The organism is Rhodococcus sp. DMU2021 (genome assembly GCF_019641445.1).
GTDB classification, from domain to species: domain Bacteria; phylum Actinomycetota; class Actinomycetes; order Mycobacteriales; family Mycobacteriaceae; genus Rhodococcus; species Rhodococcus pyridinivorans.
In genome coordinates this window covers 61243-75030 of record NZ_JAIFKB010000018.1, presented here as the reverse complement: position 1 = coordinate 75030, position 13788 = coordinate 61243, and the positions used below count along the sequence as shown (strand labels likewise).

Sequence of the window (13788 nt, the reverse complement as noted above, 5' to 3'; positions counted from 1 at the left end):
TGTCGCCGTGATGGAGCACACTGTATGGGTGCGCACGGTCGTCGTTCCTCATCCTGCGGACGGCCGGGGCCGTCGCGGTGCAAGCATCGTCGAGGTCGACGCATTCGGTGCGCCGCTCAGCTCGGTGCGGGAGTACCCCGGATTCGCGGATGCAGTCGCTGCGATCGAAGCCGAATCGCGACCGCGTTGGGTGTGGACCTCGACGGCATCGGTCTATCCCGAGCTGTTCCGCGCCGATGTTCGGGTGCAGCGATGCCACGATCTCGCCACCACCGGCGCCATCCTTGCCGTACGCGAGGGCCTGCCCCCGCCCACTGCGGAGGAGCCGGTCGACGAGCGGCCCAGCCTCTTCGATGCGGCTCCCGCGATCGACGTCGAGGCGGTGGTCGAGCAGTTCGCCGAGCAACGTCGCCGCATCTCCGGCGACGCCCGCCTCGAGTTGCTCACCGCCGCCGAATCGGCCGGCACTCTCGCAGCGGCCGAGATGGGTTTCGACGGGTTGCCGTTCTCGGCGCAAGCGCATCGTCGCCTCCTCGAGGACACCCTCGGGCCGCGCCCGACCGGCTACGACCTGCCGAGCCGTATCGCCGAAGTGGTCGAGGAGGTCAGCGCGGTCTTCGGCCGCCCCGTGAATCCCGCCTCCCACAGCGAGGTGCTCGAGGCGTTCCGTCGCGAGGGCATCACCGTCGAGTCGACCCGCAAGCATGTGCTGCAGCGGATCGACCATCCCGCGGTGCCTCTGTTGCTGCGGCACCGCGAGCTGTCGAAGTTGTACAGCACGAACGGCTGGCACTGGCTCGACACCTGGGTCCGCGACGACCGGTTCCGTCCGGTCTATGTTCCCGGCGCGGTCGTATCGGGCCGGTGGGCGAGTCGCGGCGGTGGCGCTCTGCAGATCCCCAAGGCGCTGCGGTCGAGCGTGATCGCCGACCCGGGGCGGTCGTTCGTCGTCGCCGACGCGGGCCAGCTCGAACCGCGCATCCTGGCGGCGATGTCGGGCGATCGGCGCATGGTCGCGGCTGCCGGTTCGGACGATCTGTACGCCCCGGTCGCCGCGGCGTCCTTCGGCGGCGACCGCGCGAAAGCGAAGGTCGCGGTGCTCGGTGTTCTGTACGGCGCCACGTCGGGCGACGCGCGTGCCCTGCTGACGGTGCTGCGTCGCAGCTTCCCCACCGCCGTCGACTTCGTCGAACGTGCCGCCCGTGCGGGTGAACGTGGCGAGGTGGTGCATTCGTGGCTGGGCCGTGCGTGCCCACCCGCTCCGGAAGGCTTCCACTCCCACGGTGATGCGCATGCGCGGGGCCGGTTCACGCGGAACTTCGTCGTGCAGGCCACCGCGGCCGAGTGGGCGCTGTGCGTGCTTGCGGAACTGCGACGGCGGCTGACCACCGATCCCGACCCGACGGCCGGCGATCTCGTGTTCTTCCAGCACGACGAGGTGGTGGTGCACACCGGCAACCCGGAACTCGCGTCGTCGCACATCACGGCGTCGGTCGAGGTGGCGACGCGCCTGATGTTCGGCGACACGCAGGTTCGTTTCCCGATGGACACCGCCGTGCGCAGCGTCTACGCCGAGGATGCGGGCGGCGAGTAGGTGGCGTGTGTCCACAGATGCATGACGGCGTAGGCCCGCCACGGCCGCCATTGTTCGGCGCGCTCGGCGGCTTCGCGCGCACTCTCCACCTGCAGGGCTCGTCGGAGAACGAGGTCGCCGGACGGATACGCGTCGCGGTCGCCGAGTCGTAGAGCGAGATAGTCGACGGTCCACGGTCCGATCCCGGGAAGCGCGAGAAGGTCTGCCGCGAACGACAGATGCTCCGGCGCCACCCCGTCGGCTGCGACCCGGGCCAGTTCGGCGACGGTGCGGGCGCGCGACTGCGTCGTGCCGATGACGGCACGCAGCTCGCTCTGCTCGACCGTCGCGAGTCGGTGCGGCGTAGGGAAGCATCGCAACCCACCGGGTGCACCGTCGCCGAAGGCTGCGACGAGTCGTCCTGCGAATGTGCATGCCGCAGCGACACTCACCTGCTGCCCGAGCACTGTCGACACGGCGGTGGCGAACCAGTCGGTGGTGCCGAGCACGCGCAGACCGGGGTGGGTCTGCACAAGAGGCCCGAGCACGGGATCGGGCTCGAATGCCGCATCCACGACGGACGGGTCGACGCCGAGATCGAGCCACTTCCGGACCCTCTCTTCGATCTCCTCGACATCCGCGCGACCTGCGGTCTCGACATGAACCTCGAGATGTCGCACATCCCCGTGTCTCCCGTCGTCGGGTGTCGCAGGGTCGGCGAAGCGGACGGCGACGTGCGCGGCGCCGCCGTTCGTGCGGATCGCGCGGTGATGGGTGCCGGTAGCGCTGTTGTGGTGTTCGTAGCCGGGGACGGTGTGGCTTCGCAGCGACGCGAGCATCGGCCCCACCGCAACGGGTTCGGCCACCGGGATCCGGAGGGTGGTGATCATGCCACCGACTCGAGTTGCAGCAGCGCCCTCTTCGCCTCGACTCCCCCGACGTACTGCCCCATGCTGCCGTCGCTGCGCACCACCCGATGGCACGGCACCACCACGGGCAGCGGGTTCTTCGCGCACGCCGTACCGACCGCCCGCACCGCGCGCGGGCTCCCGGCCGCGGCGGCGATCTCGGCATAGCTCGCCGTGCGCCCGTATTCGATCTCGGGCAGACGCGTGATCACTTCACGACGGAATCCGTCGGCGAGACGCAGATCGAGCGGAACGTCGAAATGTGTCCTCGTACCGGCGAAGTACTCGTCGAGTTGCCGGACCACCGGGTCGAGTCGCCGCGGCGCGTCGAGCACGCGCGGGCTGATCCGGCGGGAGAGTTCGTCGAGCACGGCGTCGGATCCGTCGGCGACGTAGGCGACCCGCACGAGTCCGACGGGGGTGGTGGCCAGCAGGAGCGGACCGACGGGGGTGTCGACGACGCGGAACGCGACATCGAGCAACCCGGCCGCCTCGGCATCGAGTACGAGCTTCTCCCGCAACCACGCGAGATCGGCCGATCCGACCGAGGGTTGTGGAAAGTTCATGAGCGACATCCTGTTCCGTGTTCGATCCGACGACGCAACGCAGCCCGACCGTCGGCCGCCGCGCGACGTGCCGCGGCCGGGCTGTTGCCGAGGATCGTGCCTATCTCCGCATAGGGCAGGCCTCCGACGTAGTGGTAGACCAGCGCCGCACGCTGCGTGAAGGGAAGTTCGGCGACCGCGCTCCACAGTTCGTCGTCGCCCTCACCGGGGTTTCCCGTGGCCGACGCGGGTTCGGGGAGGTTCTCGGTGGGCACCGGCGTCCGCCCGCGCACCCGGTGGATGTCGACGGCCTTGCGGTGCGCGATGGTCACGAGCCACGCTTCGATGTTGCTGCCCGGTGGCAGGTCGGGATAGGCGCGCAACGCCGCGAGGAAGGTCTCGGACCAGGCGTCGTCGGCGTCGACCGGTCCGAGCAGTGCGCGGCAGACCCGGAGGACCGTCGCGCCGTGGCGGGTGACCACCTCCTCGAAAGGAGGCAGGCTCGCCCGCGGTAGGTGATCAGGCAGGGACATGGGTATCGCCGGCGACATCGGGCTCGGCGGAACTCAGCACCCGTGCCTCCTGGTCGAGCAGGAAGCGTTTGCGCTCGAGACCACCGGCGTAACCGGTGAGCTTGCCGCTGCTACCGATGACGCGATGGCACGGCACGATGATGCAGAGCGGGTTGCGGGCATTGGCCGCAGCGACCGCCCGTACCGCAGTGGGCCGGCCGAGGGCGAGTGCAATCTCCGAGTAGGTGCGCGTGGTGCCGTACTCGATCGTCATCAGCGCCTCCCACACCTCGCGTTGGAACGGGGTGCCGACGGGAGCGATGGGGACAGTGAACCGGGTACGGCGACCCGCGAAGTACTCATCGAACTGGGTGATCGCCTCGTCGAACCCCCCGGTGACCTGCTCGCCGAAACCGGCGCGGTCGGGCGCGGGGTGATGCTCGGCCATGTACACGCCGCTCAGGACGCCGTCGGTGTTCACCAACGTCAACTCGCCGATCGGTGTGTCGATCACGGTGTGGGTGCGCAATGCGGTCACGGCCTCGATCCTTCCATCCGGTGTGTGCTCTGTACCGGGTAGACGAACGGGACGCCGAAAATGTGAGGTCCGCGATCACGACGATCGGACGTACTGCACTATGACGACATGATCTCGCTGCCTGTGCCCGCGCTCGGAGTCTCGGTCGCCGGTTCCATCGTCGACGTCACCCGGACCGTGCTCGGACGCACCCGCGAGACCGCCGAGTTCGCACTGTCGCTCCCGACGCGGGTGGAAGGCCTGCTCAGCGAGGCCGAATCGCTCATCGACTCGGTCGAATCGCTGATCCGCCGCATCGACAGCGTGGTCACCGACGCCACCGACATCGTCGAGGGAGCGTCGGTGGCCGTCGCGCAGGCCACGCAGGTGATCGCCTCGACCATCGGTGTGGTGGAGGAAGCCGCCGATGCGGTCACGCGCGCCACGGAGATCATCGACTCGACGGGCGGGGTCGTGCGCGATGCGACGGTGGTCGCGGCCGACGCGCGGATCGTCGTCGAGTCCGCCGGCCGCAGCTCCGACGCCGCCGGGGAACTGCTCGAGACCTACAAACCCCTCGCCGAACGTGCCGCTCCCCTCGCCACCCAGTTCGTCGAGGAGTTCTCACCAAAAGAACTGCGCGCCGCGATCAAGCTCATCGACCGGCTCCCCGAGATCACCGAGCGGGTCGACGCGGTCCTGCCCATCATGGCGACACTCGACACCGTCTCCCCCGAGATCCACGAACTGCTCCTCGTCGCCAAGGACGTCCGCCAGGCCATCGTGGGCGTGCCAGGGTTCAACTTCCTGCGCCGACGCGGCGAGGAGAAGGAAACCAACGGTGATGATTGACCGCACCGCGGTCGGTGATGATTGACCGCACCGCGGTCGGTGATGATTGACCGCACCGGACGGCTCTACTGATGGGCCGTGGAGAGGAACTGGTGCGTCGCCACGTCGACGATCTCGTCGGGCGAGATGGCGATCTCGTCGTTCAACCACGCGGTGACCAGTTCGGCCAGACCCCCGACGAACAGCAGTCCGTTGATCTCGCCCCGTTCGGGCGGCCACGCCCGGTCGCCGTACATGCGGGTCGCTTCGTCGGCGACCATCTGGGCGAAACTCCGTAGCGACGCTCGTCTGTGGGTGCGCAGGGGTTCGAAGCCGGCGGACTCGATGAGTGAGACCCGGCCCTTGCGCGGGTCGTCGGTGAGGATCGCGACGAACGACGCGATGGCGTTCCGCACGAGGTCTTCGAGTGTGCCCGTGCCGGTGCGGAGCGCGGCGAGTACGGCCTCGCGCACCTCGTCGGCGATCTTGTCGAGGACCTGCTGCAGCAGATCGTCCCTGCTGGTGAAATTCTCGTAGAAATACCGCTCCGTCAGCTTGGCGTGGGCGCACATGGCGGTCATGGTGGCGCCGCTCTTCCCCGAGGCCGCGAACAGTTCCAGTCCTGCTTCGAGCAGGGCTTCGCGCCGCAGCGCGACACGCTGTTCGCCGCTCAGACCGGCATAGCGGCGGGGCGCGGGGGAAGTCATGGGACCGATCTTGACAGACCGGACCGATGTGACGCAGACTACACCCCAATCTGACAGGGTCTCCTGTCAGATATCCGCAGAACTGGAGGTTCGTCGTGACCCGGATCCTGGCGGCTCCCCCCGCCCACTCCCATCTGCGCCCGGTCCCGGGACGATCGGGAATACCCGGTATCGGGCACGTCCTCGAATACATCCGCGATCCACTCGCGATGATGCAGAAGCACTGGGACCGATACGGCGAGGTCTCCTGTTTCTCTGCGGCCGGTCGACGCTGGATCTCGGTTCTCGGACCCGACGCCTGCCAGGAGGTGCTGCAGAACAAGGACCGGGCCTTCGCCAACGGCGACGGCTGGTCGGCACTGATCGGGCCGTTCTTCCACGGTGGCCTCATGCTCCTCGACTCGGAGGAACATCTCCGGCACCGCCGCATCATGCAGCAGGCGTTCACCCGATCACGCCTCGAGAAGACCGTCGATGCCATGAATCCGTCGATCACCCAGAAGCTCGACAGGTGGGTTCCCACCGACGGATTCCGTGCATACACGGCGCTGAAGACACTCACGCTCGATCTCGCCACCGACATCTTCATGGGCGGGGCCGAGGACTCCACACCGGCCGAGATCGAAGCGGTGAAGAAGGCATTCATCGACTGTGTGCAGGCGGCGACCTCGATCGTCCGGTACCCCGTCCCCGGCACCCGGTGGAAGCGCGGACTCGACGGACGCCGAGTGCTCGAGGACTTCTTCCGGCACTATCTCCCGGCGCGACGGTCGCGGGAGACGGACGACCTCTTCTCCGTGTTGTGCCACATCGAATCCGAAGCGGGACAACGGTTCAGCGACGACGAGATCGTCGATCACATGATCTTCCTGCTGATGGCCGCGCACGACACGTCGACCATCACGATCTCCACGATGATGCAGTATCTCGGGCAACACCCGCAGTGGCAGGACCGGTGCCGGGCCGAGTCGCTCGCGCTGGGCACCGCCGCACCGAGTCACGCCGACCTCGATGCGCTCGGCAGCCTCGATCTGGTGATGAAGGAATGCCTCCGGCTGGTCTCCCCGGTCCCGGTCCTGGCGCGACGGGCCGTGCGCGACACCGAGGTCCGGGGATATTTCGTGCCGGCCGGTACGTATGCCTCCGTGGCACCGCACTTCACGCACCACATGCCGGAGTACTGGCCGGAGCCCGAACGTTTCGATCCCGAACGCTTCGCGGACCATCGACGCGAGGACAAGGTGCACCGCTACGCCTGGGAGCCGTTCGGTGGGGGCGTGCACAAATGCCTCGGCATGCACTTCGCCGGGGTCGAGGTCAAAGCGATCGTCCACCAACTGCTGCTGCGCTTCGACTGGCACGTCGACCCCGGCTACGTCGCCCCGCTCGACTTCACGTCGCTGCCGTTCCCGTCCGACGGCCAGCCGGTCGACCTGAAACAGCGGTCGACCGACCCCGAACGTCAGGCCGTGTAGAGATCAGGCGGTGTAGAGACCTGCGCCCGCGCGGCTGAGCACGAGCTTGGGCACCACTGCCCGCGACGACAGCTTGAGCAGCGCGTCGACGATCTCGACGACGTCGTTCACCTCGATCATGGACTCGGCCGGAATCTTGTCCTTGATCCAGTCGGACATGTCGGTGTCGACGTATGCGGGTGCGAGCGCCGACGCGGAGATGCCGTTGCCGGACTCCTCGGCGTTGAGCGTCTCGACCAGGGAGATCAACGCGGCCTTCGTCGCACCGTAGGCGGCGAGACCGGCCTCGGCGTAGACACCTGTGATCGACGAGAGCGCAATGATCTTCGATCCGCGGGCCGGATCGTTCTCCGCCTCGGCGCGCAGCAACGGCAGCGACGCCTGGATGATCGCGAACGGAGCGTTGAGGTTCACGGCGACCGTCTTGTCGAACCGTCGGGCCGGGAACTCGGCGATCGAGCCTGCCGTGCCGACACCGGCATTGAGGATCAGCGCCTTCATGGAACCGAACGCCTCGCGATGCGTCTCCACGACGCGGGCGGTGGCTTCCGGATCGGCGAGATCGGCTGCGACGGCGCGTACCTCCTTGGCACCCGCCTCCCGTAGACGCTCGGCGACACTCTCGAGGCGTTCCGCCCCGCGGGCACTGATCGTCAGTGCGTAGCCGCGTTCGGCGAGACGGGTGGCGATTCCGAGGCCGATACCCCTCGAGGCTCCGGTCACGAGCGCGCTGGTCACGCGTGGGCTCCCTTCAGTGCTGCGAGTCCTGCTGCCACCAGGTCGGGCACGGCTTCACCGGCGCGGTCGAAACCGTCGCCGATGGTCGCCCCGGCACGCCACCGATGGTTGATACCCTCCGCGATGACGGCGAGCTTGAGGTAGGCCAGACCCATGTAGAAGTTCCAGTTGGCGATGTCGCGCCCCGACGCCGTGGCGTAGCGCTGCACCAGATCGTCCGCCGCCGGCAGTCGTTCGCTCGACCATGCCGCCGGGAAGCCCAGGATGTCGTCGAGTGCCGGATGCCGGTACACGCACATCATGGCGAGATCGGTGAGCGGGTCGCCGAGGGTGGACAGTTCCCAGTCCACCACGGCGACAACGCGTGCCGGGTCGTTCGGGTCCAGGATGGTGTTGTCGATACGGTAGTCACCGTGGACGATCGACGGAGCGGGCGATTCCGGAATCGACTCGGCGAGCGCGGCGTGCAGCCGTTCGAGATCCGGCAGTTCCCGGGTCTTCACCCGGCCCCACTGGCTCGCCCACAGCTTCACCTGCCGGGTCACGTAGCCGTCCGGCCGGCCCAGTCCCCCGAGGCCGACGGCCTCGAAGTCGACATTGTGCAGTTCGGCGATGATGCGCACGAGTTCACCGACACAGCGGTCGATCTCGTCGTCGCCGAGCGCATCCAGGTCGGCCTTGCTGCGCACCACACGTCCGTCGATGAACTCGACGACGGTGAACGGTGCGCCCATCACCGAATCGTCCTCGCACTGGGCGACGGTGGGCGCGACCGGCACACCGGTGCCCTTGAGCGCCGACGTGATGCGGAACTCGCGGGCGACGTCGTGCGCAGACGGGGTCAGGCCCGTGGTCGGGGGGCGACGCAGGACCCAGTGGGATTTCTCGTCGCGCAACCCGTAGGTGAGATTGGACTTGCCACCCGAGATGAGCTCCGCCCGAAGTTCACCGTGAACGGTCACACCGGAATCGGCGAGGAAACGCTCGAGAACGGCAAGATCGAGTCCCTCGTGTACGGCGGTCATTTCGCGGCCTCGCGGGCCGCCTTGCGAACGGCACCGACGGCGCGCTTGGCGATGGCCCAGCGGTGCACCTCGGACGGACCGTCGTATACGCGGAACGGCCGGACCTCGCGGGTGAGGCGTGCGATCGGAAGATCTTCGGAGACACCGAGACCGCCGCACATCTGAGCGGAACGGTCGACGATGCGGAAGATCGCCTCGGCGGCGAAGGTCTTGGCGATCGACGTGGCGTTCGAGGCGTGCGAACCCTGGTCGAGCTCCCAACACGCCTGCACGAGCAGCGCGCGGGTCGCGGCGATGTCGATCTCGTTGTCGGCGATCATCTTCTGGATCATGCCGAGATCGCCGAGGCGGGAGCCGAATCCTTCACGCTCCGAGACGTAGCGGACGGCGGTGTCGTGACCGCGGCGAGCGGCGCCGAGCCAGCGCATCACGTGCGTCATGCGGGCGGGGCCGAGGCGCACCTGCGCGTAGGCGAAGCCCTGGTCGACCTCGCCGAGCACGGCGGAGTCGGGGACGAACAGGTCCTCGAAGTCGACCTCGCAGTGACCACCGATCATGGAGCGGTCGAGGGTGTTGATGTGGCGACCGACCTTCAGGCCCGCGGTGTCGGCGGGGGCGAGGAACATGGTGGCGCCACCGCGCTGTCCGGGCTCGCCGGACGTGCGGGCCATGATGATGAAGAATCCGGCGCCGTCGGCACCGGTGATGAAGTGCTTACGGCCGTTGATCTTCCAGCCACCGGAGACCTTCTCGGCGCGCGTGTTCAGAGCGTTGGGATCGGCACCGGCACCGGGGGCGGGCTCGGTCATCGCGAAGGCCGAGCGCACGTCGCCGGCGGCGAGGGGCGCGAGGAACTGCTGCTTCTGCTCGTCGCTCGCGATGTGCGCGAGCATGTGCACGTTGCCCTCGTCGGGCGCGGCGATGTTGAGCGCGGTGGGACCGAAGAGCGAGTAGCCGGCCGCCTCGAAGACCGGGGCGCGGTCGGACATGTCCAGGCCGTGGCCGCCGTATTCGACGGGCGCGTGCGGAGCGAAGACACCGGCAGCCTTGGCGGCCTTCTGCAGATCCGCCCGGATCGCGTCGCCACCGGCCGCGGTGATGTCGCCACCGTGGGCGTCCTCGACGGGAAGCACCTCGTCGCGGATGAACTGCTCGGTCCGCGCGATGAGGTCCCGGACGTGATCCGAGTAGGACAGGTCGACCGCCATGCTGAGCTCCTTCCGTACCGACCGATCGATCGCTCGGTCGAGTTCACGGTGGCATATCCCCGCCATCGGGTCAAGCCCGGAAGGGGTGTCGGCTACTTCGCTCCGACCGCGTTCCGCGCGACCTGCAGGTAGCGGTGCACGATCTCGTCCGGCGACAACGAACCGTCCGGCCGGTACCAGCTCGCCACCGCGACGCACATCGTCGTCACGGCGCGACTGGCGTCCTTCGGATAGGGCGTGGAGAAGGTGCCGTCGGCGACACCGGCCTCGACGATCTCGTCGATCATGCACTGCTGCTCGTCGCGCAGGGCGACGAATGCACGGCGGGCCTCGGGTTCCATGCTGCGCATCTCGGTCGACGCCACGAACGCCTGATCGCGGCGGAACATATGGAAGCGCAGCAGCGACTCGACGACGGCGTCGAACTTCTCGGAGGGGGTGGGTCCGGCTTCATCGATCGCCTGCCGGCTGCGGGCGAGCAGGTCGTGCAGCACGGTGGTCGTGAGCGAGACGAGCAGCGCCTGCTTCGAGGGGTAGTGGTGGTACAGACCCGGCACCGACAGACCGGACCGGGACGCAACCTCGCGGATGGACGTGCCGTCGTAACCGCGTTCGGCGAACGCCTCGAGTGCAGCGGCGAGCGGCTTCGGCAGGTCGGTCGGGCCGTAGTCCCGCCAAGAGCCGACGTCGCCGGAAACCGAATCCTCACGCGTGTCCATGCTCAACACCGTAAGGGACGGCTCCGGCGACGTCGGCGCTCACAGGATCAGTAGTCGTCCTCGCCGTAGAGGACGAGACCGCGGAGGTTCTTGCCGGCGTGCATGTCGGCGTAGCCCTCGTTGATGTCCTCGAGCTTGTAGGTCTTGGTGACGAGGTTGTCGAGGTCGAGCTGCCCGTTCCGGTACAGCTCGAGCAACTTGGGGATCTGCGAGCGCGGGCCGGTGCCACCGAAGATGGCCCCCTGCAGACGCTTCTGCAGCAGCGTCAGCTCGAACAGGCTCATCGTCACCTGCGAGTCGGTGGCGTGACCCATGCCGACGACCACGACCTGGCCACCCTTGGCGGTGAGACCCAGTGCGGGGCCGATGATGTCGCCGGTGATCTCGCCGACGGTGATGACGGTGACGTTGGCCATCTGACCCCACGTGATCTCACCGATCACCGGTGCGGCCTCCTCGATCGACGCGAAGACATGCGTCGCGCCGAACTCCTTGGCCTTCTGCCGCTTGAACTCGACCGGGTCGATCGCGACGACGAACCGCGCCCCGGCGTGCGCCGCTCCCTGGACGGAGTTGATGCCGACACCGCCGACACCGATGACGACCACGGTGTCGCCGAGCTTGGTGCCGCCGATCTCGGTGGCCGAACCCCAGCCGGTCGCGACACCGCACCCGAGCAGGGCCGCCTTCTCGAGCGGGATGTCCTTCTCGATCTTGATGACCGACGCCTCGTTGACCGTGACGTACGGCGCGAACGTGCCGAGCAGGCACATCTGCAGCACCGGGTCGCCGTTCAGCGTCGCGCGGTAGGTCTTGTCGGAGATCGCCTGACCGGTGAGCAGGCCGGCACCCTCGTCGCAGATGTTCTGCATGCCCTTGGCGCAGGCCCGACAGCGGCCGCAGGCGGGGATGAACGCGAGGACGACGTGGTCGCCCTCCTCGAGACCCCGCACTCCCGGACCCACCTTGGTGACCACGCCCGCGCCCTCGTGACCACCGAGGACCGGGAAGGACGGAAGCGGTGTCGCCCCCGAGCGCAGATGCTCGTCGGAATGGCACAGACCCGAGGCCGCGAGGCGGATCTGCACCTCACCTGCGACGGGATCGCCGAGATCGATCTCCTCGATCTCCCACGGCTGGTTGATTCCCTTGACGACTGCTGCCTTCGTCTTCACCCGAGCCTCCTGAACCGAAAGTGTGTGTGATGTGCGTCACGGCATTCAAACACTTATCGGACGTTAGAGCAACGGGTTCGGACCCCTTCCACAGCGGGCAGTTACCCGCTACATTCGGTAACAGACAACTTCTCGTGAAGGGCTCCAGCCATGATTCACGTCCGCCACAGCGCCGTCGCAGACATCCCTATCGACCTCGCGTTCACCTACGTCGACGACTACCGGAACGTCCCCGACTGGATGTTCGGGGTGGCCCGCTTCCAACCCGTGAGCGAGCAGGTCTCCGGCCTTGGTGCCATCTACGACTCGACCATGCGGATCGGCCCCAAGGATCTCGGCTCGCGCGTGGAAGTCGTCGAATGGGAACGCAATCGCGTGATCGTCCTCGACTCGATCGCCGGATTCCGCGCCGCGTCGTCATGGACCTTCACGGACCTCGGCGACGCGACGCGGCTCGACGTCGACTTCGGCTACCGACTGCCCGGCGGGATCGCCGGCCGCACACTCGGCATGCTCATCGAACCGATTGTGGGAACGGCGATCCGGCAGACCGAGCACGCGTTGCGCACGCGGCTCGGTCAGCTCGTCTAGGACCGGACTCAGAAATTGCCGCGCGCAGCCTGCTCCCGCTCGATCGCCTCGAACAGCGCCTTGAAGTTGCCCTTGCCGAAGCCGAGCGAGCCGTGGCGCTCGATCAGCTCGAAGAACACGGTCGGGCGGTCGCCGACGGGCTTGGTGAAGATCTGCAGCAGGTAGCCGTCCTCGTCGCGGTCGACCAGGATGCCCCGCTTCTTCAGTTCCTCGATCGGCACCCGGACCTCACCGATACGGGCGCGCAGCTCCGGATCGTCGTAGTACGCATCGGGAGTCGCGAGGAACTCGACGCCCTCCTCGCGCAACTGGTCGACCGCCGTGAGGATGTCGTTGGTGGCCAGCGCGAGGTGCTGTGCACCCGGTCCGCGGTAGAAGTCGAGGTACTCGTCGATCTGCGAACGCTTCTTCGCGATGGCGGGCTCGTTGAGCGGGAACTTCACGCGGTGGTTGCCGTTGCACACCACCTTGCTCATGAGCGCCGAGTAGTCGGTCGCGATGTCGTCGCCGATGAACTCCGCCATGTTCGTGAAACCCATGACGCGGTTGTAGAAGTCGACCCACTCGTCCATGCGTCCGAGTTCGACGTTGCCGACGACGTGGTCGAGCGCCTGGAAGATGCGATTGGGTGCACCCTCGCGCTTGCGGTAGGTCGAGGTGCGCTCGATGTAGCCGGGCAGGTACGGGCCGTTGTAGCGCGACCGGTCGACGAGTGTGTGCCGCGTGTCGCCGTAGGTCGCGATGGCGCCGATGCGGACGGTGCCGTTCTCGTCGCTGATCTCGTAGGGTTCCTCGAGAACGGTCGCCCCCTGCTTCCGGGCATGCTCGATGCACTTGTCGACATCCGGGACCTGCAGGGCGATGTCGACGACGCCGTCACCGTGGAGGCGGTGGTGCTCGATCAACGGGCTGTCCGGATCCACCGCGCCCTTGATCACGAATCGCACGGCGCCGCTGCGCAGTACGTAGGCGTGATGGTCGCGGTTACCGGTGGTGGGTCCGGAATAGGCGATGAGTTCCATGCCGTAGGCGGACTGGTAGTAGTGCGCCGTCTGCGTGGCGTTTCCGACCACCCACACCACGGCGTCCCAGCCGCTGACGGGGAAGGGATCCCGTTCGCTGTCGTACTCCACGAGACCGACCAGGCGCCGGAGCTCCTCGGCGTCGAGCTGAGCAAGTCGTTCGCTGTCGGTCAGGGTGTATTCCAGAGTCATCGCTGCAACCTCCTGCCGCTCACTGCGGCACAGTCGTTGTGTCGTGTGTC

General features: G+C 67.7%; 15 protein-coding genes. 4 read left to right on the top strand and 11 right to left on the bottom strand.

Annotated features, from left to right (window positions below; translation table 11 throughout):
• The first annotated feature begins 28 nt into the window (after nucleotides 1-28).
• On the top strand, nucleotides 29-1594 hold the full coding sequence (locus K3M35_RS21285) for a bifunctional 3'-5' exonuclease/DNA polymerase (RefSeq protein ID WP_220666956.1): 1566 nt from the start codon (nucleotides 29-31) through the stop codon (nucleotides 1592-1594).
• Here the strand turns inward: K3M35_RS21285 and K3M35_RS21280 are convergent.
• Genes K3M35_RS21280 through K3M35_RS21265 form a run of 4 tightly spaced genes read right to left on the bottom strand, consistent with a single transcriptional unit; the run spans nucleotide 1567 to nucleotide 4076 of the window.
• The gene (locus K3M35_RS21280) at nucleotides 1567-2463 is read right to left on the bottom strand and encodes a DNA-3-methyladenine glycosylase (protein ID WP_039583723.1); all 897 of its coding nucleotides are present in this window, start codon (nucleotides 2461-2463) and stop codon (nucleotides 1567-1569) included. The two genes, K3M35_RS21285 and K3M35_RS21280, sit on opposite strands and share 28 nt — an antisense overlap.
• A complete protein-coding gene (locus K3M35_RS21275; RefSeq protein ID WP_006554657.1) occupies nucleotides 2460-3056 on the bottom strand; it encodes a methylated-DNA--[protein]-cysteine S-methyltransferase in 597 nt (198 codons plus the stop codon). The genes K3M35_RS21280 and K3M35_RS21275 overlap by 4 nt, the downstream gene beginning before the upstream one ends.
• Nucleotides 3044-3559: an RNA polymerase sigma factor gene (locus tag K3M35_RS21270; protein ID WP_033097440.1), complete on the bottom strand. Its 516-nt coding sequence runs from the start codon at nucleotides 3557-3559 to the stop codon at nucleotides 3044-3046. The genes K3M35_RS21275 and K3M35_RS21270 overlap by 13 nt, the downstream gene beginning before the upstream one ends.
• A complete protein-coding gene (locus K3M35_RS21265) occupies nucleotides 3546-4076 on the bottom strand; it encodes a methylated-DNA--[protein]-cysteine S-methyltransferase (RefSeq protein WP_006554655.1) in 531 nt (176 codons plus the stop codon). Before K3M35_RS21265 ends, K3M35_RS21270 begins: the two co-directional genes overlap by 14 nt.
• A gap of 108 nt (nucleotides 4077-4184) precedes the next feature.
• Between K3M35_RS21265 and K3M35_RS21260 the strand changes: the two genes are divergently transcribed.
• Nucleotides 4185-4907 carry a hypothetical protein gene (locus tag K3M35_RS21260; protein WP_006554654.1) on the top strand — a complete coding sequence of 241 codons (723 nt, stop codon included), beginning with the start codon at nucleotides 4185-4187 and terminating at the stop codon, nucleotides 4905-4907.
• Between the two features lie 65 nt (nucleotides 4908-4972).
• Here the strand turns inward: K3M35_RS21260 and K3M35_RS21255 are convergent, their stop codons facing one another.
• Nucleotides 4973-5593: a TetR/AcrR family transcriptional regulator gene (locus K3M35_RS21255; protein WP_006554893.1), complete on the bottom strand. Its 621-nt coding sequence runs from the start codon at nucleotides 5591-5593 to the stop codon at nucleotides 4973-4975.
• A gap of 95 nt (nucleotides 5594-5688) precedes the next feature.
• Here K3M35_RS21255 and K3M35_RS21250 point away from each other — a divergent pair, with 95 nt between their 5' ends.
• The gene (locus K3M35_RS21250) at nucleotides 5689-7068 is read left to right on the top strand and encodes a cytochrome P450 (RefSeq protein ID WP_039583729.1); all 1380 of its coding nucleotides are present in this window, start codon (nucleotides 5689-5691) and stop codon (nucleotides 7066-7068) included.
• Nucleotides 7069-7071: 3 nt separating this feature from the next.
• On the opposite strand, the gene K3M35_RS21245 is transcribed toward K3M35_RS21250, so the two are convergent.
• The 5 genes from K3M35_RS21245 to K3M35_RS21225 all read right to left on the bottom strand — a co-directional run bounded on the left by K3M35_RS21245 (nucleotide 7072) and on the right by K3M35_RS21225 (nucleotide 11933).
• Nucleotides 7072-7806, bottom strand: coding sequence for an SDR family oxidoreductase (locus K3M35_RS21245; RefSeq protein ID WP_220666955.1), 735 nt, complete (start codon nucleotides 7804-7806; stop codon nucleotides 7072-7074).
• The gene (locus K3M35_RS21240; RefSeq protein WP_033097444.1) at nucleotides 7803-8831 is read right to left on the bottom strand and encodes a phosphotransferase family protein; all 1029 of its coding nucleotides are present in this window, start codon (nucleotides 8829-8831) and stop codon (nucleotides 7803-7805) included. Before K3M35_RS21240 ends, K3M35_RS21245 begins: the two co-directional genes overlap by 4 nt.
• Nucleotides 8828-10039: an acyl-CoA dehydrogenase family protein gene (locus tag K3M35_RS21235; RefSeq protein ID WP_006554684.1), complete on the bottom strand. Its 1212-nt coding sequence runs from the start codon at nucleotides 10037-10039 to the stop codon at nucleotides 8828-8830. The genes K3M35_RS21240 and K3M35_RS21235 overlap by 4 nt, the downstream gene beginning before the upstream one ends.
• A 92-nt stretch (nucleotides 10040-10131) precedes the next feature.
• Entirely contained in the window at nucleotides 10132-10758 is a 627-nt protein-coding gene (locus K3M35_RS21230) for a TetR/AcrR family transcriptional regulator (RefSeq protein ID WP_019288267.1), read from the bottom strand.
• A 47-nt stretch (nucleotides 10759-10805) separates the two neighbouring features.
• Nucleotides 10806-11933 (bottom strand): NDMA-dependent alcohol dehydrogenase, encoded by a 1128-nt coding sequence (locus K3M35_RS21225; RefSeq protein WP_006554686.1) that lies wholly within the window; start codon nucleotides 11931-11933, stop codon nucleotides 10806-10808.
• A gap of 150 nt (nucleotides 11934-12083) precedes the next feature.
• On the opposite strand from K3M35_RS21225, the gene K3M35_RS21220 reads away from it, so the two are divergent.
• Nucleotides 12084-12524: an SRPBCC family protein gene (locus K3M35_RS21220; protein WP_019288265.1), complete on the top strand. Its 441-nt coding sequence runs from the start codon at nucleotides 12084-12086 to the stop codon at nucleotides 12522-12524.
• An 8-nt stretch (nucleotides 12525-12532) separates the two neighbouring features.
• Here K3M35_RS21220 and hppD read toward each other — a convergent pair whose 3' ends face one another.
• Nucleotides 12533-13738, bottom strand: coding sequence for a 4-hydroxyphenylpyruvate dioxygenase (hppD, locus tag K3M35_RS21215; RefSeq protein WP_220666954.1), 1206 nt, complete (start codon nucleotides 13736-13738; stop codon nucleotides 12533-12535).
• Between the last annotated feature and the right edge of the window lie 50 nt (nucleotides 13739-13788).

Coding starts and splice junctions, on each gene's coding strand:
- K3M35_RS21235 (WP_006554684.1), bottom strand. CDS start 10,039: ATGGCGGTCGACCTGTCCTACTCGGATCACGTCCGGGACCTCATCGCG.
- K3M35_RS21280 (WP_039583723.1), bottom strand. CDS start 2,463: ATGATCACCACCCTCCGGATCCCGGTGGCCGAACCCGTTGCGGTGGGG.
- K3M35_RS21275 (WP_006554657.1), bottom strand. CDS start 3,056: ATGTCGCTCATGAACTTTCCACAACCCTCGGTCGGATCGGCCGATCTC.
- K3M35_RS21230 (WP_019288267.1), bottom strand. CDS start 10,758: ATGGACACGCGTGAGGATTCGGTTTCCGGCGACGTCGGCTCTTGGCGG.
- K3M35_RS21240 (WP_033097444.1), bottom strand. CDS start 8,831: ATGACCGCCGTACACGAGGGACTCGATCTTGCCGTTCTCGAGCGTTTC.
- hppD (WP_220666954.1), bottom strand. CDS start 13,738: ATGACTCTGGAATACACCCTGACCGACAGCGAACGACTTGCTCAGCTC.
- K3M35_RS21220 (WP_019288265.1), top strand. CDS start 12,084: ATGATTCACGTCCGCCACAGCGCCGTCGCAGACATCCCTATCGACCTC.
- K3M35_RS21260 (WP_006554654.1), top strand. CDS start 4,185: ATGATCTCGCTGCCTGTGCCCGCGCTCGGAGTCTCGGTCGCCGGTTCC.
- K3M35_RS21255 (WP_006554893.1), bottom strand. CDS start 5,593: ATGACTTCCCCCGCGCCCCGCCGCTATGCCGGTCTGAGCGGCGAACAG.
- K3M35_RS21270 (WP_033097440.1), bottom strand. CDS start 3,559: ATGTCCCTGCCTGATCACCTACCGCGGGCGAGCCTGCCTCCTTTCGAG.